A 25807-nucleotide genomic window follows, 5' to 3' on the forward strand; every position below is an offset into this window, starting at 1 on the left:
TTTGTTGATCCATGCTGACTTGGATAACGTACGCATCCAACTTATGTTACAGCTGTACCGGCTGAGCGGTGTTCAACTGCTCGAAGTTTTTGCGGAGTTCATCCGTTTCAACGATTTGCTTCCAAGGATCGGTCGTTAGGCTCAGCGTTTTATCGATACGAGATTTAAGAGCTAGACGGTCTTCCGGATTTTCAAGTCCTTTTTTGACGTAATCCAGACCGACGCGTTCAATCCACTGTGCGGTACGCTCATTCCATTGTGCATTTTCCCGGTAAAGCTGCAGGAAGGAGGAGGACCATTCCATGACCTCATCTTCTGTTTTCACGATGCAGAGCAGATCGGTTTCGCGAACCTTCACGCCGCCGTTGCCGCCTACATGAAGCTCCCAGCCGCCGTCAATAGCGACTACGCCGAAATCCTTGATCGTTGCTTCCGCGCAGTTCCGCGGGCAGCCGGATACGGCAAGCTTCACTTTAGCTGGTGCGTTCAGCCCCTCGAACGCCTTCTCCAGCTTGATGCCCATACCGATCGCATCCTGCGTGCCAAAGCGGCAGAAGGTGGAGCCGACGCATGTTTTGACCGTTCTCAGCGTTTTGCCGTAAGCATGACCGGAGGGCATATCGAGATCTGCCCACATTTTCGGCAAATCCTCTTTCTTAACACCTAGCAAGTCGAGACGCTGGCCGCCCGTGAATTTCACCATCGGCACATCGTATTTCTCCGCAACCTCGGCAATCTTCTTCAAATCAGCTGGAGAGGTGACGCCGCCGTAGATGCGCGGTACTACCGAATACGTTCCGTCTTTTTGGATATTACCATGGAAGCGTTCGTTGGTAATCCGTGATTCATTCTCATCCACGTATTCCTCGGGATTAATCATACCCAGATAGTAGTTAAGTGCTGGGCGGCATTTCGTGCACCCCTCAGGGTTGCTCCATCCAAGCACGTTCATGACTTCTTTCGTCGAGTTCAGATTCATGCGTGTAATCTCTGCTACGATTTCATCTCTCGAATGGGTTGTACAGCCGCAAATGCCTTCTTTGACCGTCTCGCCAACCGCATCGCCGGCATATAAGTGAAGCAGCCCTTCAACAAGAGGCTTACAGCCGCCGCAGGAGGCGGATGCTTTCGTGCAGGCTTTGATGGCTCCAACCGTATTGCACCCTTTATTTAGAACGGCATCGCCAATATMGCCTTTGGATACGCCATTACAGCCGCAGATGATTTCATCATCGGCCATGGATTCAAGCCTGCTGTTGCCGCTGGAGGATTGACCGAGCAGATCGGAGGAAATGCCAAGTAAAATTTCCTTTTCGCGTCCCGCAATGGATTCGCCATTCTTAATCATTGCAAACAGTTCTGCGCCGTCAGCCGTATCTCCGAAGAGGACAGCCCCAACGAGCTTGCCGTCTTGGATCACGATTTTTTTGTAGGTGCCAGCCAGATCGTCCTGAATCTTCAGAGCACGGGTGCCTGGCGTATCTGCGAAACGTCCAGCAGAGAATACATTTACGCCGGATACTTTCAGCTTCGTAGAGGTTACCGAGCCAGCATAGCCTGCCGTTTCTACGCCGACCAAATGCTTGACCATAACGGCACCTTGTTCATAAAGTGGGGCTACGAGGCCGTAAGAGATACCTCTGTGCTCGGCGCATTCACCGACTGCATAAATATCAGGCACGCTCGTTTGCATGAAGTCGTTAATTACGATTCCGCGGTTAACCTCGATGCCCGCTGCTCTAGCAAGCTCGATATTAGGACGTATGCCAACCGCCATGACGACCAGATCACCGTCAACCTCAGTACCGTCAGTGAAAGCAAGGCCTGTTGCGCGGCGTTTGCCTTTGATCGCTGCTGTATGTTTATTTAATAGAAATTGCATGCCTTGTGCCTCGAGATCACGTTGCAGCATTCTTGAAGCTGCCTCATCAAGCTGGCGATCCATCAAGTGGTTATGGATATGGACAACATGGACCTCCATACCGAGGTGAAGCAAACCGCGAGCAGCTTCAAGACCAAGCAGGCCACCGCCGATGACGACCGCTTTCTTATACTTTTTCGCAGTGTCCATCATGATTTCGCAGTCCTTGATATCACGGAAACCAATGACGCCTTCCTTGTCCGCCCCCGGAAGCGGAAGCATGAACGGGTTAGAGCCTGTCGCAATAATGAGTGTATCGTAAGCGGCTTCGATGCCCAGATGTGAGATAATCTTCTTGCGGTCCGTATCGATTTTGGTTATTTTGTGGCCAGTATGGAGCGTGATGTTATTTTCTCTATACCATTCCCAGTCGTTGATGACGATTTCTTGCAAATCGGCACCGCCTACTAGAACGGAAGACAGCATAATTCGATTATAGTTAGGATGAGGCTCTGAGCCGAAGATCGTGATGTCATAGCCCTCCGGAGAAAGTTTTAATAGATGCTCGATTGCACGAACCCCCGCCATTCCGTTGCCGATGAGTACTAATTTTTTCTTCGTTGTAGTCATTGTATTTCTCTCCTCTCAGTCTCTGTCTATGCGAAAACGAAATAAAAGCCTGCCACGATCCATGGGAAAACGCACGTCCCCTTGGAAATCGAAAGCAGGCTTCTTTGCCGCTTATAACGAATACACCGTTGTACTCGTGAAAGATATGAATTTGATATGGTAAATATACAACGGCTTACAGGTTCGTGTCAAGATAGTTAACATGGATATCGGTGAAAAAACTTGGTTAGTGACAATATGCCGTTTTGTATGTTATATATAATCACAAAGGTATCGGCTTGTGCTGTGTTCACAAAAAGTCGAAATAGGAGGGGGCGCTTCCAAATGCGTTCTTTGTTAGTGGTCGATCATCGTACGGCAACCGAGGGGGCGATGGCGGACCCTCAGTCAGATCAGCTGTCCAAGACAGAAACGCCGAAATATGTATTGGAGAATTACGGCTATCAGGTACTTCGCGCAGTGGATGAGAAGAAGGCTGAGTTGCAAATGGTCAGCGCAGACGCAGTCGTTCTTCATGTCCCTCTTAATGAAGTAAAGCAATGGGGAAGAAGGCTGCTGAAGCAAAAAACGGTTCCGATGCTATGGTGGTGCAGTGCAGCGGCAGCATCCCAGTCGGCGGCATTCTGCGAGGATGACATTCAAGTGGATGGCATACTTACACCCTCCATGAGCGAGCAAGAGCTGCACTGGGCTCTTCATTTCGGCTCCAAGCAATGCTTTGAGCGCCTGCAGTGGATGAATGAGCGGAAGCAGCTCGAAGGCAGGCTTGAAGAGCGGAAGTGGATCGATATGGCCAAAGGCATTTTATGCAAAATCAAAAATATTTCTGAAGCGGAAGCTTATGATGTGCTGCGCAAGCAAGCCATGAATGAACGGAAACGCATGGTGGATGTGGCTACATCGATCGTTAAGGTCTATCAAATCCTTCAGGATCAAAAATAAGGGGGCTTTGCGATGATGATCAACCTGTTAAAGGAAGTTGGCCGGGGTAAAAGGGGAGCGCGGGATCTCAGCTATGAGGAGTCACTGCAGGCAGCAACCGCCATTCTGGAGCTAAAGGCGACCCCGGCGCAAATAGGCGCCTTTTTCGTTGCTGAACGAATTAAAATGGAAAGCGTTGAGGAAATTGAGGCATTCGTTAACGTCTGCCGGAAGCATGCTTATCGAGCGCCGATTCAGCAAGGCCTTGATTGCGCGGGCCCTTATGACGGCAGGAGGAAATCGTTCTATGCCACGTTCGCGACCTCGTTTGTCCTGGCAGCCGCAGGACTTCCGGTCACGCTGCACGGCTCAGCCTCATTGCCGCCCAAATGGGGGATTACGCTGCATGATCTGTTGAAGGAATCGGGCATTGATGCTGACCTGCTTTCAAGGGACCGTATTGTTCAGGCGGCGAAGGAGACTGGTGTGCTGTATGTACCTGTCGAGGAGTGGTGTCCGCCGTTAAAGGCGCTGCGCTCGATCCGGGTTGAGCTTGGCATGCGCACGGTGCTCAATACGGCAGAGAAGCTCATTGATTACGCCTATTCACCGTATCTCATTTTTGGCGTGTACCACAACACTGTTTTTGAACGGATGGCGAAGCTAGCCAATAATCTGAACTATAAGAAGGCGCTGATTGTTCAGGGTACAGAAGGGTCGGAGGATCTGTATATCGAGCGCCCTACTCGGACTTACTTCGTGGAGAACGGACAATCGCAGCTTAACGTTATTGATCCGGATGCTTACGGACTCGAGACGGCGGTGCCGGAGAAAGACTGGACGCCGGCAGAGCAGGTGCTGGAAACCGAAGCGATCCTGCAAGGGCGCGGTCATATCGCATTTGCTAATCAAGTGCTTCTCAATGCGGCTGTAAGGCTTCAATTGGCGGAGAAGGTGGACTCGATCGAGGAAGGCATTTATATTTGCAAGGATCTGCTTGATAATGGCGCGGCGTGGGAATTGTACCGCAAATGGCAGTCCGTTATGCGCAGTCAAAGCGCGCAGCCCTGCAGCAGCTAGCTGCAGGCGGGAACAGATGGAATACGATAGCTGAAAACATGACATCATGGCTGTCTCAGAAGGCATTATGCCAACCGAGGCGGTCTTTTTGATGTGCTTGCTTAATAGAAATTGTCGATTGACCATTCGCCAGGCAAAGGGGAGTCGGTGAGGATGGGCAGCTTTAACGCTTCCACGGCTTCCTGCAAATAAAGCTTGTTGAACTCCAAGCCGCCGTTGTTTTTCTTATGCGCCGAAAGCCAATCGGACTGACCCTCATTGAATCGATTCAAGGTTTGAAGGTCGCGGCTGTAGATGGATGCATCCCACCTGATTTGCGTAAGTACGCTGGCGACAAGCGGAAGGGGGAAGCCGCTGGCTTTGTGTATCAGCTCGGCCGCGCGTTGCTGATCATTGCGTATGAATTCATGTGCTCTTAAATGAGCTTTCAAATAAGCGATAACGATCGTTTGGTTGCCTCTTGACCAATTGCCATCGGTTACAAGCCCGGTCAAGTAATCGCCGCCGATTCCTTCTGAGAGGAGGGGGACGCCTGCGCCGATCGATTGCACCCAGCTTAGGTAAGGCTCCCATAGCATGCTGGCACCAACATGCCCTTCAATGATGCCATTAAGACAGTCGCCCATGCCGCGATGCACGATAGGCTCGGAATGCAGGCCGTAGGTCTTCATCCATTCCTTCAGCCGGTATGAGGAGCTGGAGTTGCCTACCGTGGAAATAGATAAGGACGATAACGCTTCAATATGGTCGACCTTGCCGCCAGTCGGAACGACAAGCGATATGCCGCCGCCGCTTCCTGTTTTACCGTCGAAAGCGATGACCTGCGGTTGGAAACGGGGCAGGATCTGGCTGAGTGCGCGGCTGGCTATAATCGGGTAATCGCCGACAGAGGCGATGTGAACTCGTCCTGCGATAAGCTCTTCGACAAGCTCCATGCCGTTCGGAGCGTTCACGTATCGGACCTGGTAGCGCTTCGTGGGGTTCATGCGCTTCAATTCTTCCTCGAACAAACCGAGCTGTTTAATAATAAGCGGACTCCAGAGCAGAGCAGCTCCGCTTTGGTAACCGATTGTAATGGTTGTATCATCCGGGACGATTGCCTCGGCAGCATGATTCTGCGGCTCGGAAACGCCGTGCTGCTTGATCCAACCTTGAAGCTGCTGCTCGTCGATCCATACTTCCTTGCCTATTTTGATATGAGGAAGCTGCTTATCCTTGCGCCAGCGGTCGATGGTAGCACGGCTGATCCCAAGCAGGTCCATCGCTTCCTGCAGGCTGAGAAGATTCAAGCGATCATTCATCATAGTTGAACTCTCCGTTTCTATGTGATAGAAAAAACATAGTTAGTACATAGGAATTGTTATATATAATAATAAGTTATCGCCCCTTAAACTTCAATTGATAAATGCAAAAGAAACAGTGGATATTCCTCATTCCTCCTCATCGCTCTTCGTCTTTCCTCATTCTATTGACAGCCTTTGAAGCAAATGATAATTTCGATGTACATAAAACAAAGTAACTTAATAGGAATTATGAGTTATTACGATTTTAAGAAAAGCTGAGGGGCTGTGATTAGAGATGAATAAAGGAACGGTTACGAAAAAAAGAGGTTTGGCGAGAGTGGCGCTTCTGCTGCTCTTAGCTGCAATGATGGTGATATCGGCTTGCGGTGCGAACAAGGAGGGCAATGAGACGGAAGCGGGCGGAGAGAAAGCGAAAACGGTTAGGATCGGCTATCAGAAATATGCTTCGGTGAACATCATGAAGGAGCGCGGCGGTCTCGATGAGAAGCTGAAGGAAGCAGGATATGCGGTAGAGTGGACGGAATTCCCCGGCGGACCGCAGCTGCTTGAAGCGTTGAATGTTGGAAGCATCGACTTCGGTCATACGGGAGAAGCGCCGCCAATCTTTGCTCAGGCGGCAGGTGCGCCGCTAGCTTATTTGGCCCATTCGCCAGAAAGCCCGAAGGCGGAAAGCATTCTAGTGCCTGAGAATTCTGCGATCCAATCATCGGCGGATTTGAAAGGCAAAAAAATAGCTTTGAACAAAGGCTCCAATGTGCATTATTTGCTTGTTAAATATTTGGAGCGGGAAGGCCTTGCCTATAGCGATGTAGAGGTTGTCTATTTGCCGCCAGCGGATGCCAGGGCTGCATTCGAAAGCGGCAATGTTGATGCGTGGGTCATCTGGGAGCCATTCTACTCGGTTGCGCAGCTAGCTACCAAAGCACGCGTGCTGGCCGATGGGGAAGGGCTTGTGAAAAACTACGAGTTTTACTTGGCTTCCAAGGATTTTGCGAAATCGAATAAGGAAGCAATCGATGTCATACTCGCGCAGCTGGAAGAGACTGATAATTGGGCAAAGGACAATCAGCCAGAGGTTGCAAAGCTGCTCGCTCCCGCGTTAGGTCTCGATACAGCGCCGCTTGAGCAAGCGCTCTCCCATCGCGGCTGGGGTGTCATCCGTGTGAGCGATGAAACGCTTGAAGCCCAGCAGAACATTGCGGATACGTTCCTGAAGCTGGAATTGATCCCTTCAGCCATTAAAGTAAGCGATGCGGTAGTAAAATAAAACCTCATACCCTGCAGAGGATTAAGGAGCATGACGATGGAATTATTTTGGTTCATTCCCTTACATGGAGACGGCAGATATTTGGGAACGTCTGAAGGCGCACGGACAGTTGATTATGACTATATCAAGCAAATCGCACAGGCTGCCGATCGTCTAGGCTACCATGGCGTATTGGTTCCTACCGGCAAGGCATGCGAGGATGCTTGGGTTGCGGCATCCTCGTTAATCGGCGCTACTCAGCGTCTGAAGTTTCTCGTTGCGATTCGGCCGGGCCTTATGTCGCCCTCGACCGCTGCGAGAATGGCGTCGACGTTCGACAGGCTCTCAAACGGCAGGCTGCTTGTCAATGTTGTCACCGGAGGCGATCCGCATGAGCTCGGCGGAGACGGCATCTTCCTTAATCATGGCGAGCGATACGAGCAGACGGATGAATTCCTGTCGGTATGGCGGCGAATGATGGAAGGCGGCGAAGTGAATTTTGACGGCAAATATGTCCGTGTCGAGTCGGGAGAGGTGCTGTTCCCTGCTCTTCAGAAGCCGTACCCGCCTATCTACTTCGGAGGCTCCTCGCCAGCTGCGCAGCAGATTGCAGCCGATCATGTCGATTGTTATTTGACATGGGGGGAGCCGCCTAGCGAGGTTGCCAAAAAAATCGCCGATGTGCGGCAGCTTGCGGAAGCGAGCGGCAAAAAGGTTACATTCGGAATCAGACTTCATGTCATTGTGAGAGAGACCGAGGAAGAGGCATGGGATGCGGCCGAAAGCCTTATCCGCCATGTGGATGAGAAAACGATAGCCGAGGCGCAGCAAATCCTAGCAAGATACGATTCGGTAGGCCAGAAACGCATGGGAGAATTGCACAAAGGCGACAAAAACGCGCTGGTCATCTCGCCGAATCTGTGGGCGGGCATTGGGCTTGTAAGAGGCGGAGCGGGTACAGCCTTGGTCGGCGATCCCGACACGGTTGCGGCGCGAATCAAGGAATATGCGGAGCTTGGCATCGAAACCTTTATATTATCGGGATATCCGCATCTCGAAGAGGCATACCGTGCGGCTGAGCTATTGTTTCCAAGGCTGCCTTTGGCACCGCACAGAGAAATACTCCACGAGGGGATCCAAGCGTCAGGCGAATTGGTCGCTTACAATAAACGGCCCCAATCCCAATCAGGCAGCGCTACTTAAACGGAAGGGGCTCGCATTTTTATGTTTACTCGAATCTTAAACAGCCGTATAGCTCCTGCTATCGTTCCGATTCTCCTATTAATCATATGGCAGCTGCTTGGGGAGCTCGGCTGGATATCCAGCCGAACGCTCCCAACCCCTCTTAAAGTGGCGGAGGCGGGAATTGAACTTTCAAGAAGCGGACAATTGTTCCATTACATGGGCAGCAGCACGAGCCGTGCGTTTATTGGTTTCGCGATCGGAGGCGGCATAGGTTTTCTACTCGGCTTGCTGAACGGCTTGTCTCAGACAGCGAACCGGCTGCTGGACAGCTCTATTCAAATGGTACGGAACGTCCCTCATCTGGCTTTGATTCCGCTCGTTATTTTGTGGTTCGGAATTGGGGAAACGGCCAAAATATTTCTGGTCGTGCTGGGCGTGTTTTTTCCGATTTATTTAAATACCGTGCACGGCATTCGCTCTATTGATCCTGGTCTGGTGGAAATGGCAAAGGTGTACGGTCTGCGAGGATATGCGTTATACCGTGACGTCATACTGCCGGGAGCTTTATCGTCGATTCTGGTTGGCGTGCGTTACGCGCTTGGGTTTATGTGGCTGACATTGATCGTTGCGGAAACCATTTCTGCGAACTCGGGCATCGGTTATATGGCTATGAATGCCCGTGAATTTATGCGGCTTGATGTAGTGGTGCTGGCCATTATTCTATACGCGGTACTCGGAAAACTGTCGGATACGGCAGCCAAGCTGCTGGAGCAATGGCTGTTGAAATGGCATCCGAATTACGTGAAACGTTAACAGAGGGGGCGGATAGGCATGCATGCCACACAAACGGGAGCGAGGCTCCTCATACAGCAAGCAGGGAAGCAATTCGACTCTAAGCAGGTGCTTGAAGGGGTGGAGCTCGATATTCCTCCGGGGCAGTTCGTTGCCATCGTCGGGAGAAGCGGCTGCGGAAAAAGCACATTGCTTCGGCTGATCGCGGGATTGGAAGATCCGTCGCAGGGAGCAATCAAGCTAGACGATGCCGTAGTGACGGGCATTCGCGAGGATACAAGAATGCTGTTTCAGGATGCGAGGCTGCTGCCTTGGAAGCGCTGCGTGGATAACGTTGCGATTGGCGTCAAATCGGGAGACAAGCAAAAGGCTTTGGAGGCGCTGCGGCAAGTGGGGCTGCAGGATCGCGCGAAGGAGTGGCCAGGCGTGCTGTCCGGCGGCCAGCGCCAGCGTGTCGCGCTGGCAAGAGCGCTTGTTGGCGAGCCGAGATTGCTGCTGCTGGACGAGCCGCTCGGCGCGCTCGATGCATTAACCCGAATTGATATGCAGCAGCTCATCGAAGAGCTTTGGACGGAGCAGCGGTTCACAGCGGTGCTCGTAACGCATGATGTCAGTGAAGCCGTTGCGCTGGCGGACCGTGTTATTTTGATTGAAAACGGGCATATCGCACTCGATGTGGCGATTACGCTGGATCGTCCGCGCGAGCGTGATAATGATTTCGTGTATTTCGAGAAGCTGATTCTGGATCGGATACTCGTGCGCGACAAGCATGGCTCGAAGAGAGAAACGACGTATTCGATTTAGCGTTAGTTCCGATTGCATGATTGACCTATATGCCGCTCTTGCTTCTACCGAATAAGCCGGGGAACAGGTTGGAGCGTCTCGAACGCTTGGAACGCCTGCCGAATTCCGAGTGAAAGAGCAGGGCGGCTAGCTTGTATTTAAATGCGATATAATAAAGGTACTCTTTCAGGCTGCCGCATTTGTAACTGAAGCCAAGCTGCTTTGTGCTGTCCGTCATCATCTTCAGATGGACGATACGCTTCATATCCTCTTTGGTAGCAGTATCCGGACTGTTCCTCATATTCGTAAACAACATGGGCCGGATCGCGTTAATGTAATAAGAGGCCATATCCTCTTTATACCTATCACTGGCAAGTAAACCGGATTTGTCAGATAGACGCTTTCTAAGCTCATATTGCAGAATCAAGCATTTCTCCAGAAGAGGCTTAAAGGAGGAACGGGTAAGACTGTCTGCATTATTATGGGTGTTGTAGCGGTATAGAAGATCTGGTATCGCATATACGCGATTGGCGGACAGTACAACCTCGAGCAAAAAGATCGTATCCTCTCCGATGGTTAACCCCTCTTGAAACCTAATGTTTCTCTTCTCAATCAAGCTGCGCAGAAAAAGGCAGCGCCACACGAAGCAAAGCTCGTTGCCGGAATGGGCTCGTTCGGCGCTGAGCACAAGCTCCTTGCCATTCATGACGGCATGAAGCGTGAATTGCGGCGGTTTTTCTTCCTTTGTCTGCAAACACTCATATCCGCAAATGACAGCCTCGCATTCGAATTGTTCCGCAGCAGCGTAAAGCTTAACGAAGAACAGTTTGTCAATTTCATCGTCCGCATCCACAAATGAGATGTATTTGCCCGTAGCAGCCTTTAATCCGATATTTCTCGCGCTGCTCGTTCCGCGGTTAGGCTTGTGCATGACTCTAATTCGTGAGTCTCTCGCAGCAAATGCCTCACAGACCGCCCCGCTTTGGTCGGTGGATCCGTCATTGATGAGCAGCAGCTCGATATGACGAAATGGCTGGTTGATAATGCTGTCTAAGCAGTCGCTTATCCACTTCTCGGCATTGTATACGGGCACGATAACACTAATGGAGACAGTCATGCGCTTCACCTCGGGAGCGGATTGGATTTCCATGCAAGTTCGTTCATAGGCTATAAAATGATCATATCATATTCGTTATAAAGAACAATTATTATTTTAAAAACTATCGCAGCCTGCTCCATTCGACTCCTAAAAGTGGTAAAATTATGAATGAAGCAATGGTGATACGCGGTTGATGCTTATTTCCGATTGCCGTTTCGATTATCCAAGCCGCCTGGAAGACTATTGTAATCATTCTTAAAGGGAGCGGGCGCAGGCGGCCGCTCCTTCTTCTAATTGTGCTCGCCGAGTAAAAATGAATAGGTGAATTAGTCTGCAGAATACTGCTATACTGAAAGCTGGTACTAGGAAAAGGGGGATCTCATGTCTTTTGTTAATCGGCTCCGGTGGTTTTTTAAAGATCGGTGGGGGAGCTATGCGCTCGCAATAGGCATTATGGCGCTCGTTAGCTTGCTCTCTACGATACCGCCTAATTTAATTGGAAGAACGGTCGATCATATCCGTGAAGGCGAGCTGACCTCATCGGGATTAACGCAAACGGTTCTTCTGCTCATAGGTCTAGCGGTGCTGCTCTATGTGATGGTTTACATATGGATAACGACGCTGTTCGGTAACTCGGCGCTTATTGAGAAGGTGCTGCGGGGACGTTTGCTTGCGAACTTAACGCGGATGACGCCAGCATTTTTTCAACGCAACAGCACGGGGCAGCTTATGGCGCTTGCCACAAACGATATATTGGCAATTGGACAAACAGCAGGCTATGGCGTCATGACGCTAGTCAACACGCTCGTTGGCGCGTCCGTCGTAGTCATTATGATGGTTTCGCTAGTGAGCTACAAGCTGATGATCGCGGCACTCATACCGCTTCCGCTGTTGGCGGTCGTGATCAGCAAGCTTGGCAAAAAGGTAAGAACCCGGTTTCTAGACGCGCAGGCTTCTTTTGGGAAAATGAATGACCACGCGCTGGAGTCGATCTCAGGCATTCGCGTAATCCGCTCTTATGTGCAGGAGAATGACGATTTGCATGCATTTAATCGCGTTACGAATGACGTCATGCTCAAAAACAAAAGAGTATCGGTACTCAACGCCATGTTCCAGCCGATCATTTCATTAATCGTAGGAATCAGCTACTCTATCGGAATCGGCTATGGCTCGTATCTTGTTTTTCAGAATGAGATTTCGCTTGGGCAGCTGATATCGTTCAATATTTATTTGGGCATGCTGATTTGGCCGATGATTTCATTTGGCGAGTTTATTAATGTGCTGCAGCGCGGAAGCGCTTCAGCCGATCGGCTGGATACAGCTCTGAACCAGCAGCCGGATCTTAAAGATGCGGAAAAGCTGGTGCAGGTTGATGTGCCGGGAAGCATCGAAATGCGGAAGCTGACCTTTGTTTATCCGTCTGCAAGCAAGCCAGCCCTGGAAGATATCACGCTCCAGCTGGAGCGCGGACAGACGCTTGGCATCGTAGGCAAAACCGGAAGCGGCAAGAGCACGCTGCTGAAGCAGCTGCTGCGCCAATATCCGGTGGATCGTGAGCTGCTAATGATCGCTGGTTTCCCAATCGAGCAAATCGCGATTGATCAGATACGGCGCTGGGTGGCATACGTTCCGCAGGAGCATTTGCTGCTCTCGAAGTCGATCCGCGATAATATCGCTCTTGGGAAGCCTGCCGCGACGCCTGCCGACATTGCCCGCGCCGTCGAGATGGCTTCATTCACGGAGGATATTGCCCAAATGCCGCAAGGGCTGGAAACAATCGTCGGCGAGAATGGCGTCATGCTCTCTGGCGGACAGAAGCAGCGGCTTGCCATTGCTCGCGCCCTGCTCATCGACTCCGAAATCCTGCTGCTGGACGACTCGTTGTCTGCGGTGGATGCCCGTACCGAAAGCCGGATTCTTCACCACATCAGGCTGGAGCGCGAGGGGAAAACGACCTTTATCGCGACCCACCGCCTCTCGGCCGTCAGCCATGCGGATTGGATTATCGTTCTGAGCGAGGGACGTATCGTCGAAGAAGGAACGCATGACGAGCTTATGCTGTTCGGAGGCTGGTATAAAGAACAGTGGGATAGGCAGCAAATGGAAGCAAGCTTGGAAGAATGAGGAGGCTCTAGCATGCCAAAGCAATCGACGGCGAGAAGACTATTCGCATATGCTCTCGTCTATAAATTTAGAATTATCGGCGCCCTGCTTATTCTTTGCTGCGCGGTAGGCGCCGAGCTTGGCGGTCCTTTTATTATAAAAACGATTATTGACAAGCATTTGGCTGCCGGAGGCGAAGAGCTCGCCCCAGTACTATGGCTGCTTGCTCTTTATATGGGCCTTTTGCTCGTGGCGAGCATTGGGAATTTCTCGCAGTCCTATATTTTGCAATCGACCGCTCTGCGCATCATACAGAACATGCGTATGGATTTGATGCGGCATATTCAGCGTATTCCGCTGCGGTACTTCGACAATACGCCAATCGGCCAAATCGTTTCGAGAATCGCAAACGATACGGAGGCTGTACGTGATTTATTTATGAGCTTCATGGCTACCTTCGTCGTGAGCTTTGTGCAGCTGGTAGGCATCTTCACGGCGTTGTTTATACTAGATGTGCGCTTAGCGCTTTTCTGCTTGCTGCTACCGCCGCTATTTGCGCTCATTATGGTCGTGCATCTGAAGTATTCCAAAAAATACATTACGGTCATGCGTGCCAGACTTAGCGATATGAATGCCATGATTAATGAATCAATCGTCGTAATGCCCATTATTCAGGCTTTTCGCCGCGAAAAGGTGACGCTTGAGGAATTCGAGGTTCTCAACGAGGACAGATATGTCAATCAGATCAAGCAGTTCCGTGTATTTTCCTTGTCCTCAAGGAATATCGTAGGTACGATTGGCGCGCTTGTTACGGCGATGGTTATTTGGTATTTTGGCCGCCAGTCCCTCGAAACGGCTATTATGTACGGCGTATTCTACGCGTTCATTGATTATTTGGGGCGCATCTTTCAACCGATTATCGGTATATTTGATCAATTGACGAATGCGCAGCGTGCTTTCGTATCCGCAGAGAAAGTATTTGCTATTCTGGATATGGAAGGGACGGAGGTTGAAGAGGTTCATCAGGTGCCAAAGCCGGATGGCGTCGTCAAATTCGATAACGTGACCTTCGCTTATAAAGAAGGGGAGAACGTGCTGAAACGGATTTCATTCGAAGCCCGCAAGGGCGAGACCGTAGCGCTGGTCGGACATACGGGATCGGGCAAAAGCTCGATTATGAACCTATTGCTCGGATTTTATGAACCGGATCAAGGGACGATATCGATCGATGGACGCAGCATATCGGGTTATTCAAAGCAAGAGCTGCGCAAGCATATGGGGATCGTGCTCCAGGATCCGTATTTATTTGCGGGGGACATTAAATTCAATGTCAGCCTCTACAATAAAGACATCACGATTGAACGGGTCAAAAGAGTACTGAAGGATGTTGGCGCCGCGCCGTTTGTCGAGCAGCTGCCGAGCGGCTACGATGAGCTTGTGGTAGAACGCGGCAGTACGCTGTCTTCGGGGCAGCGGCAGTTGATTTCCTTCGCAAGGGCGCTTGCTTTCGATCCATCCATTCTTATACTTGATGAAGCGACTGCGAGCATTGACAGCGAGACGGAAGGGCTAATCCAACAGGCGCTCCGCGTTGTCAGCGAGGGGCGGACAACGCTCGTTATCGCACATCGGTTGTCTACCATTCGCGAGGCTGACCAAATTCTCGTGCTGCATCGGGGCGAGATTGTGGAGCGCGGCAACCATGAGGCGTTAATGGCGCTTGAAGGCAGGTATTTTAAGATGTACCAGCTTCAGAAAGGCGAGAAAGCCATGCTGGAGACAGCAGGAATGCCGAATGAGGTTTAAAGAGGGAATCGTTCGCAGTAACGAACTAATTCTAGTGAATTGAGTAAAAAGTGCCATATACATGACGTTACAAGTCTTGTAAATGGCGCTTTTTTATGTCTATAGCCCTGTTTTTCTGCCTATCAAATCACATCCTTCTACTAATTGACAGGGAAAAAGTTCCAATGTATACTCTACAATAAGTTTAATGTCAGTTTACTTTACATTTAAATTGAGCGGTTTTAGCTGCTTTGGGCCCAAAGCGATAATCCCCTGCCTTCATCAATGCAATAGTCTGTTAAAGGATGTCATGCATGTTTTGGAGAAAGGGGATTTTTATTGTCGTTCATGAACAAATGTGCATCTTTACTAGAACTTAATTTCACACTGATATTGCGATGACATATTTTTTATACGCTTACAGTGGCATATTAAGGGAAATGCATAATTTCTAGAGTGAGAGAGGAGAAATAAAATGCAGAAGATCGTTAAACGAATACAAAAGAAGGCTTGCATGCTGCTTGCGGCTGTTCTCGTTGCCGGGAGCACGCTGAGCGGCATCGGAGGTTCCGCTCAGGCTGCTCCAGCAGGAGGCAATATTGTCATCTCGCAAGTGTTTGGCGGCGGGGGGAACAGCGGAGCGGTTATCAAAAATGATTTCGTGGAGCTCTACAATCCTACTTCATCTGAGGTTTCGCTTACTGGATGGTATATCGCTTATGCATCAACCGGAGCAGCAGCTTATCCGGCAAGGACCGCTTCGAATACGCTTGAACTATCTGGTAAGATTGGCGCTGGCCAATATTATTTAATACAGCTTAAAGCAGGAACTGGCGGCACAGTGGATCTCAGCTCGCCGAATTTGAGTTCAACCGCGATCGATATGAGCGGTTCGAACGGAAAGGTTAGATTGTATAACAGTTCATCTGCTGTTGTGGATACAGTCGGCTACGGGACGGCGAGTGTCTCTGACACCTTGGAGACAGCACCAGCCGGGGAGTTAAGCTCAACAAAAGCGGCAATACGCAAATCGCTTCTTCCAGGCGATAGAGCTCTCGATACGGATAACAACAGCACGGACTTTGTAATCGCGACACCTGACCCGCGCAATTCGTCTTATGGCGTAGTTGCGGAGGAAGTCGAAGCGGTTAAGGCGGATATCACTCCGGGAGCTGTAAAGTCAGGCACGATCATTAAGCTATCTACTCCGACTGTAGGGGCCAGCGTGTACTACAGTGTATATGGTGCAGGTGATGCGCAGGTTGATCCTGAGGATTTCACTTGGTACCAGCCGGGAAGTACGGCAATCGAAGTAACGGGGCCGACTACGGTTCATGCTTACGCCAAAAAAGAAGGGCTGACAAGCAGTCCGTTACGCGAGTTTGCTTACAGCATATCGAGTCTTGGGACGATTGCTGATGCACGTGCAGCCGCATTAGGTACGAATGCCACGCTAAGCGGAATCGTTACGCATCGGGCTGAGTCGGGCGCGTTCGTCAATCTCTTCGTACAGGATGATAATCATGGGATTATCGTTCGTGTTCCAAGCAGCACCGAGGCAAAGCCCGGCAATCTCATTGAAGCCTATGGCAAGCTGACCGAATTTTCCGGTTTGCTTCAATTGGAGGCGACCGTAGATCATACGGCGATTACAGGTTCTGCTGCGTTACCTGCGCCGACAAGCGTAGATTCTACAAGCTTTGGCAAAACGATAGAAAACCGCAGCCAGTTCGAGGGCCGTCTTGTACAGCTTGAGAACATAACCGTTGAAAGCGCGGCAGGCGGTGTTGTTACGGCAACGGACACGGTAAGCGATGGCAAAATCATCATTTATTCCTCCGATGCCGCGTTTGTCGCTGGGAAAACATTTGAGCTGGTAACCGGCGTCATGACCTATCACTCCAGCGTGGGGCTTGAGGTTCTGCCTCGCACGCCGCTCGATATTGTCGAGAAGAGGCTGACCGTGCAAGCCAGCATTCCTTCTGGAAATATGAATCAAGGCGCATCTATTGAGCTGAACACGCTAGCTGCAGGCGGAGTCATTCGTTTTACAACGGATGGAACCACACCTTCCGCAACGATCGGAGCGATTTATGCGGCACCCATTGTTTTGAACGAGGATACGGTGATCAAAGCGGTCGTAACGGCCAGCGGCGAGACGAGTGAAGTTGCAGTCTTTACGTACAAGGTGCTTGCGAATACAGATGGCATCGCCATCCACACGATCCAAGGCGAAGCGCATTCATCCATTTATTATAATGTTAAAGTATCCAATGTCACAGGCATCATAACTTCTGTAAGCGCGAGCTCGTTCTACATGCAGACACCAGATGCGAAGCAGGATGACAATCCGAAAACATCGGAAGCCATTCAAGTGTACAAGCCTGGGCATGGTTTAGCGGTGAAGGATTCTGTTTCCGTTGCGGGAACGGTGGAGGAGTACGGCGGCAGCTCCTCTCTCTCTGTTACTCAAATCAATGCTTCTGCAATTGAAAAGGTATCCAGCAACAACGTGCTTCCTACAGCGGCTTTATTAGGAAAAAATGCAGATAAAACAAAAGAGCGCTTCATACCGAGCATGATCGATACGGACAGCTTTGGCGCGTTTAATCCTGAGGTTGACGCAATCGATTTCTTCGAAAGCTTAGAAGGCATGCTTGTAGAGGTGAAAAATCCGACGATTACGGGTCCTTATGCCAACGCGGTAATTCCAGTGGCGATCGATAACGGCGCAACCGCGAAAAATCCGATACGGACGACGGCCGGCGGCCTCGTGCTTCAAGGCAATGGTTTAGACAGCACGGACAGCAGTCTCAATCCTCAGAAGCTGTTCATTGGCGGCTCGAAGCCGGCAGGTGAAGAGATTAAAACAGGCGATGCATTCAAAGGCAGCATCGTTGGCGTCATTCAATACGCAGGCGACTTGTACAAGCTGCTGCCAACGGAGGCATTGCCCGTAATTACGCGCAGCACGAACACTCAGAAAGTTACTACTATCCAGCCTGATGGTGAAAAACTGACGGTTGCTACGTTTAATGTCGAGAATTTCAGCGCAGCAGATACGGTAAAAGCAGGTAAAATTGCTTCGCTTATCGTTACGAACATGAAGCAGCCGGATATTATCGGTTTGATGGAGGTTCAGGACAATGACGGCGAGAAGGATTCCGGCACAACTGATGCTTCCCAAAGCTTCCAAACGCTTATCCATGCAATAAAAGACAAAGGCGGGGCTACTTACTCTTATACGGATATTGCTCCAGAGAATAACAAGGATGGCGGCGCGCCGGGCGGCAACATCCGCGTAGGCTTCTTGTACAAGGCTGATCGCGTTACGCTTGCTCCAGGAATCAAAGGAGACTTTACGTCAGCCATAGCTGTGGACGCAGATGGAAGCTTGACGCAAAACCCGGGACGGATCGGCTCCGCAGACGCTTCTACCTTCAACGCGTCGCGCAAGCCGCTCGTTGCAGAATTTCTTTTTAACGGGAAACGGGTAGTCGCGATTGCGAACCATTTGAACTCCAAGGGCGGGGACGGCAAGCCATGGGGCGCTATTCAGCCGGTAATCCGCAGCAGCGAGGTTCAACGCGCGAAACAAGCGGAAACCATAAACAGCTTTGTTCAGGAGCTGAAAGCAAAGGATTCTGAAGCAAGCGTCGTCGTATTGGGCGATTTTAACGATTTTCAGTTCTCGGGAACGTTAAACAAGCTGAAAGGCTCGGAGCTAACGAACCTGGTTGATAAGCTGGACGTCTCCGAACGTTATTCCTACATCTACGACGGAAACTCGCAAACGCTGGATCACATCTTAGTAGATCCGGACACGGGCCATAATGCTGTTATCGATGTTGTACATGTGAACGCTGATTTTGCAGCCGAGCATGGCCGGGTAAGCGATCATGATCCGCTGCTCGCGCAGCTGGATTTCACAGCCGGTCTAGCGGTAACGATTATGCATGTCAATGACTCGCATGCCAACCTTGCCAATGTTGCCAAACGGTTCACGGCAGTTAAACAGGTTCGCAGCACTACGGCTAACTCGATCCTGCTTGATGCGGGGGACGTGTTCTCGGGTACGCTGTTTTTCAACAGATATTTGGGTCAAGCAGACTTGGCGTTTATGAATAAGCTTGGCTATGACGCGATGGTATTCGGCAATCATGAGTTTGATAAAGGTCCTTCCGTGCTGGCTGACTTTGTGGAAAAAGCGAAATTCCCATTCGTCAGCGCTAATATCGATTTCAGCAAAGAGCCTGAGCTTAACGGCTTCGTGGCGAATCAAGCGGCAGGACAGGCGGCTGAGGACGGTAAAATTTACGAGGCTATTATTTTGGAAGAAGGCGGAGAGGAGATCGGCATTTTCGGTTTAACAACCGAGGATACGAAGTTTCTGGCATCGCCAGGTGAGAACATTATTTTCGAGAATTATATCGCCAAAGCGAAAGAAACGGTCAAAATGCTGCAGGACAAGGGCATTAACAAGATCGTAGCCTTAACGCATCTAGGACATGAATTTGACCTTGTGCTGGCTGAGCAAGTATTGGGTATCGATGTTATCGTGGGCGGTCACAGCCATACGAAGGTCGATGCGCCTAAAGTATTCCACGCCGAAACGGAGCCAACGCTGGTCGTTCAGGCAGAGGAATATAACAAATTTTTGGGCCGACTGGATTTGAAATTCAATGAAGCTGGCGTGCTTACGAAGTGGAACGGCAAGCTGCTGGATATTGCTACCTTTGCTTCAGACCCGGAAGCAACAGAAATGCTGGAGCCTTACAGCGCAGGAGTCGCCGATATTCAACGTGAAGTTATTGGGAAAACGAATGTGCTGCTTGACGGCGCTCGCACGTCTGTACGCGCCAAAGAAACGAATCTGGGCAATCTGATGACTGACGGTATGGTCGCTAAAGTGAAAAGCCTCGTGACCAGCACACCGGAGTTGCAGCAATATGATGTAAAAGGTTTTGTCGGCATTCAGAATGGCGGCGGGATCCGCGAATCGATAAAGGTTAGCGCAGCAGGTAAGCAAGACGGTGACATTACGCTTGGCGAGCTGCTGACGGTTATGCCATTCGGCAACAACCTGACGGCGCTGCGGATGACCGGTAAAGAAATTATTGCGGCGCTGGAGAACGGCGTGAGCGGAATCGAAACAGGTCAAGGCCGCTTCCCGCAGGTGTCAGGCATGCGCTTCTATTATGACAGCAAGAAGCAGCCGGAGATACTAGACGCAAGCGGTCAACTGACGCAGGCTGGACAACGCATTACGAGGGTGGAACTTAAAAACGTGGACGGTTCTTATAGTCCGATCGATGAAGCAGCGTATTATTTCGTGGCTACCAATTCGTTTATGGCCAATGGCGGAGATTTCTACCGCTCCATGAAGCAGGCGAAGGATGCAGGACGCCAGCATGAGCTGAACATCGTTGATTACGAGGTATTCCTTGAACACATTAGTAATCTCGGAACGATACAAGCCGCGGTCGAGGGACGCATTGTTGATGTGAGCGTAGCAGCACCAACGCCAACTCCACCAACAACGCAACCAACACCAACAACACCAACAATACCGACGCCAACACCGACACCAACGCCAACGCCAACTCCTGGCGGAAACGAAGGATCGGAATTCAGCGATGTGGGCAGTCACTGGGCTGCGAAAGCGATCGAAGAGGCCGTAACGCTTGGGTTCGTTAACGGGTTCGGGGACGGTACTTTCAGGCCAAGCGAAGAAGCGACTAGGGCGCAATTCGTCACGATGGTCGGACGTGCGTTTAAGCTGGAAGCAACGGGAGGACAGCTCAATTTCGCTGATGCAGGCCAGGTTCCTGCTTGGGCTCGCTCATTCTTCGCGCAGCTCATTGAAGATAAAGTCATTGCGGGCTACGAGGACAATACGTTAAGGCCGGTTAGTGCATTGACTAGAACGGAAATGACTGTCATTCTCGTACGTGCTCTTGGTATTGAAGTCGATGCTAATGCAAAGCCAACGTTTGCCGATGCAAGCAGCATTCCGGTATGGGCGCAGCCTTACATTGCAGCTGCTCAGACCGCAGGTCTTGTTGAAGGCACGGGAGGCAACCGTTTTGCTCCGCAATCGAACGCGACGAGAGCAGAGGTCGTAACGCTCTTGCTGGCAGCGCTCGGTTATAAACAGAGCGCTATATAAGAAAGAGGCTGACTGAAAACGCGATCTAAAGCTGTACGTCCCGTTCCACTTCAAATAGTGGGACGGGGCGTTTTATTTTACGAAGGAAGGGTGGATTGCGTTATTGTATTTTTCATGCTGCTTTGCTATAGTTTGTGTGGAAATGAGGAGAGCGGATAGTTATACACAGAAAGAGTTGAGCTTGGATGGCGGATGACCGAATGGATGAGAAGCTTAGCAAGATGATTGACGTAGCAAGGCTCTATTATGAATTAAACTATAATCAAGAGGAAATTGCGCAGAAGCTGGGAGTATCCCGTCCCACCATATCTCGGTTTCTTCAGCAGGCAAAGGACGAGGGCTACGTACAGATTAAGATCGTGCACCCTAACGAAAACAACTTTGTGCTTGCCGAGCGGCTGCAATCCAAATTCGGGTTGAAAAAGGCTGTCATCGTCTCCGTTCCCCAATACGAGGACAGTATCGTCAAGCGCTACATCGGCGAAGCAGCTGCTGCCTATCTTTATGATACCGTTAGGGATGGCGACATTATCGCGACGACATGGGGAACGACACTGTTTCAAATGGCGACGCAGCTGAAGGACAAGCCGGTTCGTGATGTGAAGGTCGTTCAGCTAAACGGCGGGGTCAGCCATTCCGAAACGAATACGTATGCTTATGAAATTGTTCATTTATTCGGCAAGGCGTTTCATACAATTCCGTATTTTATACCGCTGCCGGCGCTGGTCGATCATGAGGTTGTGAAGCGGACGATTGAATCGGATCGACATATTCGCAATATTTTGGAGCTGGGCAAGCTCTCCAATATCGCGGTTGTAACCGTTGGGGCGCCAACGGAGGATTCCGTGTTGATTCGAGCCAATTATTTCACGGATTCGGATTTGGAGGTTATTCGCTCGAAGGCAGCTGGGGATATTTGCTCGCGTTATATCGACTCAACAGGCGCACTGTGCTCAGAGGAGCTTAATGAACGTACAATCGGCATAAGTCTTGATGAGCTGAAGCGAAAGGAACAGTCGATTCTCGTAGCGGGCGGAGCCAAAAAGGTCAACGGGATATATGGAGCAATGCGTGGAGGCTATACGAACGTGCTAATTACGGATCAGTTTACGGGGCGATATTTGCTGGAGCGTGACATCTAATTGCGAGCTTATTTACTACGGTGAATGGGATGAATGAGCGGGAAAGACGGGGAAACTAGACATATAGCTGTCCACTTACGGGTTCTATACTAATATCAAACGTGTATAGAGGAGAGATTAGTTGTGAACCGGAAAATAGAATATAAAAAAGATTACAAATCATTTTATGTGCCCAAAACGACCCCGGATATTATAGATATCACCGAGATGCCCTTTATAATGATTAGTGGCACAGGCGATCCTAATGGAGCTGAGTTTGCGAGAGTGACAGAAGCATTGTATAGCGTCACTTATGCAATAAAAATGTCATACAAAAGCGATGATGTACCGGACGGCTACTATGAATATACCGTTTTTCCGCTTGAGGGAATTTGGGACTTAGTCGATAAGTCAAAGCCGGCCACAGATAAAAATAATTTGAAATATACGATGATGATACGCCAGCCAGACTTTCTCACCAATGCGTTATTTTTGAAATTTGTAGAGCAGATCAGAAAGAAAAAGACAAACCCATACCTTGAGCAATTAAAATTCGAAAAAATGACAGATGGCTTATGCTGCCAAATGATGCATATCGGAAGTTTTGACGATGAACCGGAAAGCTTTGCTAGGATGGAAGCATTTTGCAAGGAGAACGGATATGTGCGCACGGACAAGACCCACCGGGAAATTTATTTATCCGACCCACGCAAGACCGAAATGTCGAAGATGAGAACGGTTTTAAGATTTCCTGCAAAGCGTAAAGGTTAGCATTGGCTTTACCACTTAATGAAGAGCAATGAACTGAAATACAAGTTTTAATCATTAGGCGTATAGAACATCATAGGTGAGTACAGAAGGAACTGTATGTTACGCAGCTGTTCCTTTTTTGTGTGAAGCAACGATCAGAGTGGCTTAATGGGCTTTAGTCGTATTTTCCTTAAATATGGTAATATATAAGAAGTGTTTACAATTCATTATGAGCGGAGATGATTCTGATGGATGTTGTAATCGTCATTTTGCTGCTTATCATTATTTCAATCCTTCTTAGAATCAACTCGAAATTACCGAAGCGTGATTTGGCTGAGGAAGCTATAAATCGATATTACAAAGAAAAAGAGCAAGAAATGAAAATGGAATAGTCCTGTGAATGTAGTAATATAGGGGTATGAATATACAATTAAAACGAATACCGTTTTTTATATTTTAGGAGGCTGCAGCATGGAAGTTTTTGCGGAATTTTTAGAACGTATCGCTAACCCGCAGCATCGGGAACGGGCGGAAGAGATTTTTGGCTGGATAACGGAGAAGTATCCAAATTTAGTGCCTAAAATTGCTTGGAATCAGCCAATGTTTACTGATCATGGCACTTTTATTATTGGATTTAGCGCAGCTAAGCAGCATTTGGCTGTTGCCCCTGAGAAGGCAGGAATTAATCGTTTTTCTGATGATATTGTTCAGGCGGGCTATGATCACACCAAGGAATTGGTACGTATCAAATGGAATGCCCCGGTTGATTTCTCGTTATTGGAGAAGATGATCGAGTTCAATATTTTGGACAAGGCAGACGTTACGACGTTTTGGCGGTAATCGAGATAAAAAGGATAGCCATAGCTATGCTATGAGTAGTTTCGAGCTTCTATTTATAAAGATAGACAAATAAACTAATACCCTCTTTTTTGATCGTATAGTTCTTAAACGGAGTTTCTTGTAAAAGGGACTCAAAATCTGTTTTTGTGTAAGCGCCTTGCTTTAGGAAAGTGTTAAATGCAAATTTTACAAAATGCTTGTCAAATCCTTTCATTCCTGTCTGTACAATCTCGTTGTTAATGTCTTCAGCTGTTGCTTCGTAATTCATATCGATGATGAGGGCTGTTCCGCCTTCTACCAGCACACGATGCATTTCACACAAAACCTTTACTGGATCCTTAAAGTTCTTGAATGCAGCACTGCAAACAACAAAATCAAAAAAACGATTTTCACATGGCAGCTTAGATGCGTTGCCTTCTTTAAAATCAACCGTAACATTTGCTTCATTTGCATTGTTTTTTTCAATTTTCACAAAGTCCGGGCTAATCTCGACTCCAGTAACATTAAACCCTTTCTTGGCGAGTTCAATTGACAAATAACCCGGTCCAGGCGCAACCTCCAAAATATTCGCTTTTTTGCCGACTAAAGCTGCAACTTCATTCGCATATTCTTGCATTTGAGTCATTCGACTTTTGCGAGAATTTTTGTCGTACCACTTTGCAGTTAAGCCATAAATACCGACATCCTTTTTTTTGCGCATATTTTTCATCATAAAATATCTCCTTTATCATTAGATCGATTTTTCAGCATCTTATCGATTTCATTATAGGGAATCAATGATCTCGTCTGAACCATCTGACGGATGAAATGAAGCTCCGTCCTCAGGCGGAGCCGTCTACTTGAAGGAATGCAGTGCTTTATCTATCGTTAATGATTTGGCTGGAGCCTCATGGTTGTATTCGTGAGATAGGAGTATGTCTCCAAGCGCAATAAGGACAATAGACCAGCCGTGAATCGGTGTATGTTCAAAGCCTTCGAATGTGACATGGTAAATCTCAGTGTTCTGCATCATATATTTAAGATATTCGGTATTGTACGATGATAGGTATATGCTAGTTTTGACAAGGGTGAAATATGAAAAGCGGAGAGTATGACTACTCTCCGCCAACATTATATAACCGCTACGGCTTTGCCGGATTCAGCGGATTCGAAGGCGGCTAAGATCACCTTGAGAGAGCGGAGGCCTTCTTCGCCAGGGATAAACGACGGGTTTCCCTTGAGAATCCCATCGACAAATACATCAACTACGCCGCTGCTATGCATATTGTCATTGGTGGCAATGCCCGGAACGCCATATTTCTCTATGGTTCCGTCTCTTAATTGAATAATGACAGGGAAATCGGGTTCGGTGCCGATTTTGAGAGTACCGTGCTCGCACCAGAATATGGAAGTGTTGTCTTCGCCCTGATAGTATGTCCAGCTTGCCACAAGCGTACCTAGGGCACCGCTATTCATACGAAGGCTGCATACGAGATTGTCGTCTACGTCCGAACCGGTCTTGTCCAGGTTTGAGATGTATGCGGATACCTCCGCCACTTCATCCTCCAACAGCCAGCGAATGAGATCCGCCTTATGGATGCCAAGATCGCCGGCAGCGCCCATGATAGCTTCCTGCTTGCGGAAAAACCAGCTCTCTCGTCCGTCCACGCTCCAGGATTCCGGGCCTTTATGGCCGGCGGAGCAGCGGAACGTCAGCACTCGCCCTAATCGACCGGATGAGAGCAGCTCTTTGGCCTTCAAATGCGGAGGCATTAAACGTTGGCTTTGCCCAACCATCAGCTGCACTCCGTTACTGCGGGCGGCCGCGATCATGGCTTCGGCTTCTTCGACGGAGGCGGCCATCGGTTTCTCGACCAGGACATGAGCGCCTGCGTTCGCGGCCGCAATCGTCATTTCGGCGTGAAAGACGTTCGGTGTACAAACGGTGACGAGATCGGGCTTTATTTCCTCCAGCATTCTGAGATAATCAAAGTATGCACGACCGCCGTATCGGCTTGTAAATTCTTCGGCGCGTCCGGGGACAACATCTACGAAAGCAACGATCTCCACTTGAGGATGGGATGCGTATTCAGGCGCATAACGATGATAAGTGATGGCGCCGCAGCCAATAATGGCCACTTTAAGTTTGTTCATGACAA

Annotated in this window: 18 protein-coding genes; 13 read left to right on the forward strand and 5 right to left on the reverse strand. The window is 49.5% G+C overall.

From position 1 onward, the window contains the following. Window positions 1-46 precede the first annotated feature (46 nt). Window positions 47-2491 (reverse strand): nitrite reductase large subunit NirB, encoded by a 2445-nt coding sequence (nirB, locus tag AB4Z29_RS20835; protein ID WP_441944913.1) that lies wholly within the window; start codon window positions 2489-2491, stop codon window positions 47-49. 324 nt (window positions 2492-2815) lie between these two features. On the opposite strand from nirB, the gene AB4Z29_RS20840 reads away from it, so the two are divergent. Beyond that, window positions 2816-3433: an ANTAR domain-containing response regulator gene (locus tag AB4Z29_RS20840; RefSeq protein WP_441944914.1), complete on the forward strand. Its 618-nt coding sequence runs from the start codon at window positions 2816-2818 to the stop codon at window positions 3431-3433. A 15-nt stretch (window positions 3434-3448) separates the two neighbouring features. Continuing rightward, window positions 3449-4492, forward strand: coding sequence for an anthranilate phosphoribosyltransferase (locus AB4Z29_RS20845; RefSeq protein ID WP_441944971.1), 1044 nt, complete (start codon window positions 3449-3451; stop codon window positions 4490-4492). 101 nt (window positions 4493-4593) lie between these two features. On the opposite strand, the gene AB4Z29_RS20850 is transcribed toward AB4Z29_RS20845, so the two are convergent. Further along, window positions 4594-5796, reverse strand: coding sequence for a helix-turn-helix domain-containing protein (locus AB4Z29_RS20850; RefSeq protein WP_441944915.1), 1203 nt, complete (start codon window positions 5794-5796; stop codon window positions 4594-4596). 274 nt (window positions 5797-6070) lie between these two features. Between AB4Z29_RS20850 and AB4Z29_RS20855 the strand changes: the two genes are divergently transcribed. Genes AB4Z29_RS20855 through AB4Z29_RS20870 form a run of 4 tightly spaced genes read left to right on the forward strand, consistent with a single transcriptional unit; the run spans window position 6071 to window position 9823 of the window. Beyond that, window positions 6071-7063: a sulfonate ABC transporter substrate-binding protein gene (locus AB4Z29_RS20855; RefSeq protein ID WP_441944916.1), complete on the forward strand. Its 993-nt coding sequence runs from the start codon at window positions 6071-6073 to the stop codon at window positions 7061-7063. A 36-nt stretch (window positions 7064-7099) separates the two neighbouring features. Continuing rightward, window positions 7100-8245, forward strand: coding sequence for an FMNH2-dependent alkanesulfonate monooxygenase (gene ssuD, locus AB4Z29_RS20860; protein ID WP_441944918.1), 1146 nt, complete (start codon window positions 7100-7102; stop codon window positions 8243-8245). Between the two features lie 21 nt (window positions 8246-8266). Further along, the gene (ssuC, locus tag AB4Z29_RS20865) at window positions 8267-9040 is read left to right on the forward strand and encodes an aliphatic sulfonate ABC transporter permease SsuC (protein WP_441944919.1); all 774 of its coding nucleotides are present in this window, start codon (window positions 8267-8269) and stop codon (window positions 9038-9040) included. Between the two features lie 18 nt (window positions 9041-9058). Next, window positions 9059-9823, forward strand: a complete 765-nt coding sequence (locus tag AB4Z29_RS20870) for an ATP-binding cassette domain-containing protein (protein WP_441944920.1) — start codon at window positions 9059-9061, stop codon at window positions 9821-9823. Between the two features lie 25 nt (window positions 9824-9848). On the opposite strand, the gene AB4Z29_RS20875 is transcribed toward AB4Z29_RS20870, so the two are convergent. Next, window positions 9849-10952, reverse strand: a complete 1104-nt coding sequence (locus AB4Z29_RS20875; RefSeq protein WP_441944921.1) for a glycosyltransferase — start codon at window positions 10950-10952, stop codon at window positions 9849-9851. 330 nt (window positions 10953-11282) lie between these two features. Between AB4Z29_RS20875 and AB4Z29_RS20880 the strand changes: the two genes are divergently transcribed. The 7 genes from AB4Z29_RS20880 to AB4Z29_RS20910 all read left to right on the forward strand — a co-directional run bounded on the left by AB4Z29_RS20880 (window position 11283) and on the right by AB4Z29_RS20910 (window position 23669). Then, a complete protein-coding gene (locus AB4Z29_RS20880) occupies window positions 11283-13025 on the forward strand; it encodes an ABC transporter ATP-binding protein (protein ID WP_441944922.1) in 1743 nt (580 codons plus the stop codon). Window positions 13026-13037: 12 nt separating this feature from the next. Next, window positions 13038-14810, forward strand: coding sequence for an ABC transporter ATP-binding protein (locus AB4Z29_RS20885; protein WP_441944923.1), 1773 nt, complete (start codon window positions 13038-13040; stop codon window positions 14808-14810). 454 nt (window positions 14811-15264) lie between these two features. Continuing rightward, a complete protein-coding gene (locus tag AB4Z29_RS20890) occupies window positions 15265-20958 on the forward strand; it encodes a 5'-nucleotidase C-terminal domain-containing protein (RefSeq protein WP_441944924.1) in 5694 nt (1897 codons plus the stop codon). 185 nt (window positions 20959-21143) lie between these two features. Beyond that, the gene (locus AB4Z29_RS20895; protein ID WP_441944925.1) at window positions 21144-22100 is read left to right on the forward strand and encodes a sugar-binding transcriptional regulator; all 957 of its coding nucleotides are present in this window, start codon (window positions 21144-21146) and stop codon (window positions 22098-22100) included. 123 nt (window positions 22101-22223) lie between these two features. After that, entirely contained in the window at window positions 22224-22850 is a 627-nt protein-coding gene (locus AB4Z29_RS20900) for a GyrI-like domain-containing protein (protein ID WP_441944926.1), read from the forward strand. Window positions 22851-23077: 227 nt separating this feature from the next. Then, complete coding sequence (locus AB4Z29_RS20905; RefSeq protein WP_441944927.1) at window positions 23078-23221, forward strand: hypothetical protein; 144 nt, start codon at window positions 23078-23080, stop codon at window positions 23219-23221. A 79-nt stretch (window positions 23222-23300) separates the two neighbouring features. Continuing rightward, on the forward strand, window positions 23301-23669 hold the full coding sequence (locus tag AB4Z29_RS20910) for an iron chaperone (protein ID WP_441944928.1): 369 nt from the start codon (window positions 23301-23303) through the stop codon (window positions 23667-23669). 49 nt (window positions 23670-23718) lie between these two features. On the opposite strand, the gene AB4Z29_RS20915 is transcribed toward AB4Z29_RS20910, so the two are convergent. Together AB4Z29_RS20915 and AB4Z29_RS20920 are read right to left on the reverse strand one after the other, a co-directional pair. Next, a complete protein-coding gene (locus AB4Z29_RS20915) occupies window positions 23719-24381 on the reverse strand; it encodes a class I SAM-dependent methyltransferase (protein WP_441944929.1) in 663 nt (220 codons plus the stop codon). A gap of 398 nt (window positions 24382-24779) precedes the next feature. Further along, window positions 24780-25802 (reverse strand): Gfo/Idh/MocA family protein, encoded by a 1023-nt coding sequence (locus AB4Z29_RS20920; protein ID WP_441944930.1) that lies wholly within the window; start codon window positions 25800-25802, stop codon window positions 24780-24782. Window positions 25803-25807 lie beyond the last annotated feature (5 nt).

It is taken from the genome of Paenibacillus sp. 2TAB23 (assembly GCF_052115165.1).
Taxonomy (GTDB): Bacteria; Bacillota; Bacilli; order Paenibacillales; family Paenibacillaceae; genus Pristimantibacillus.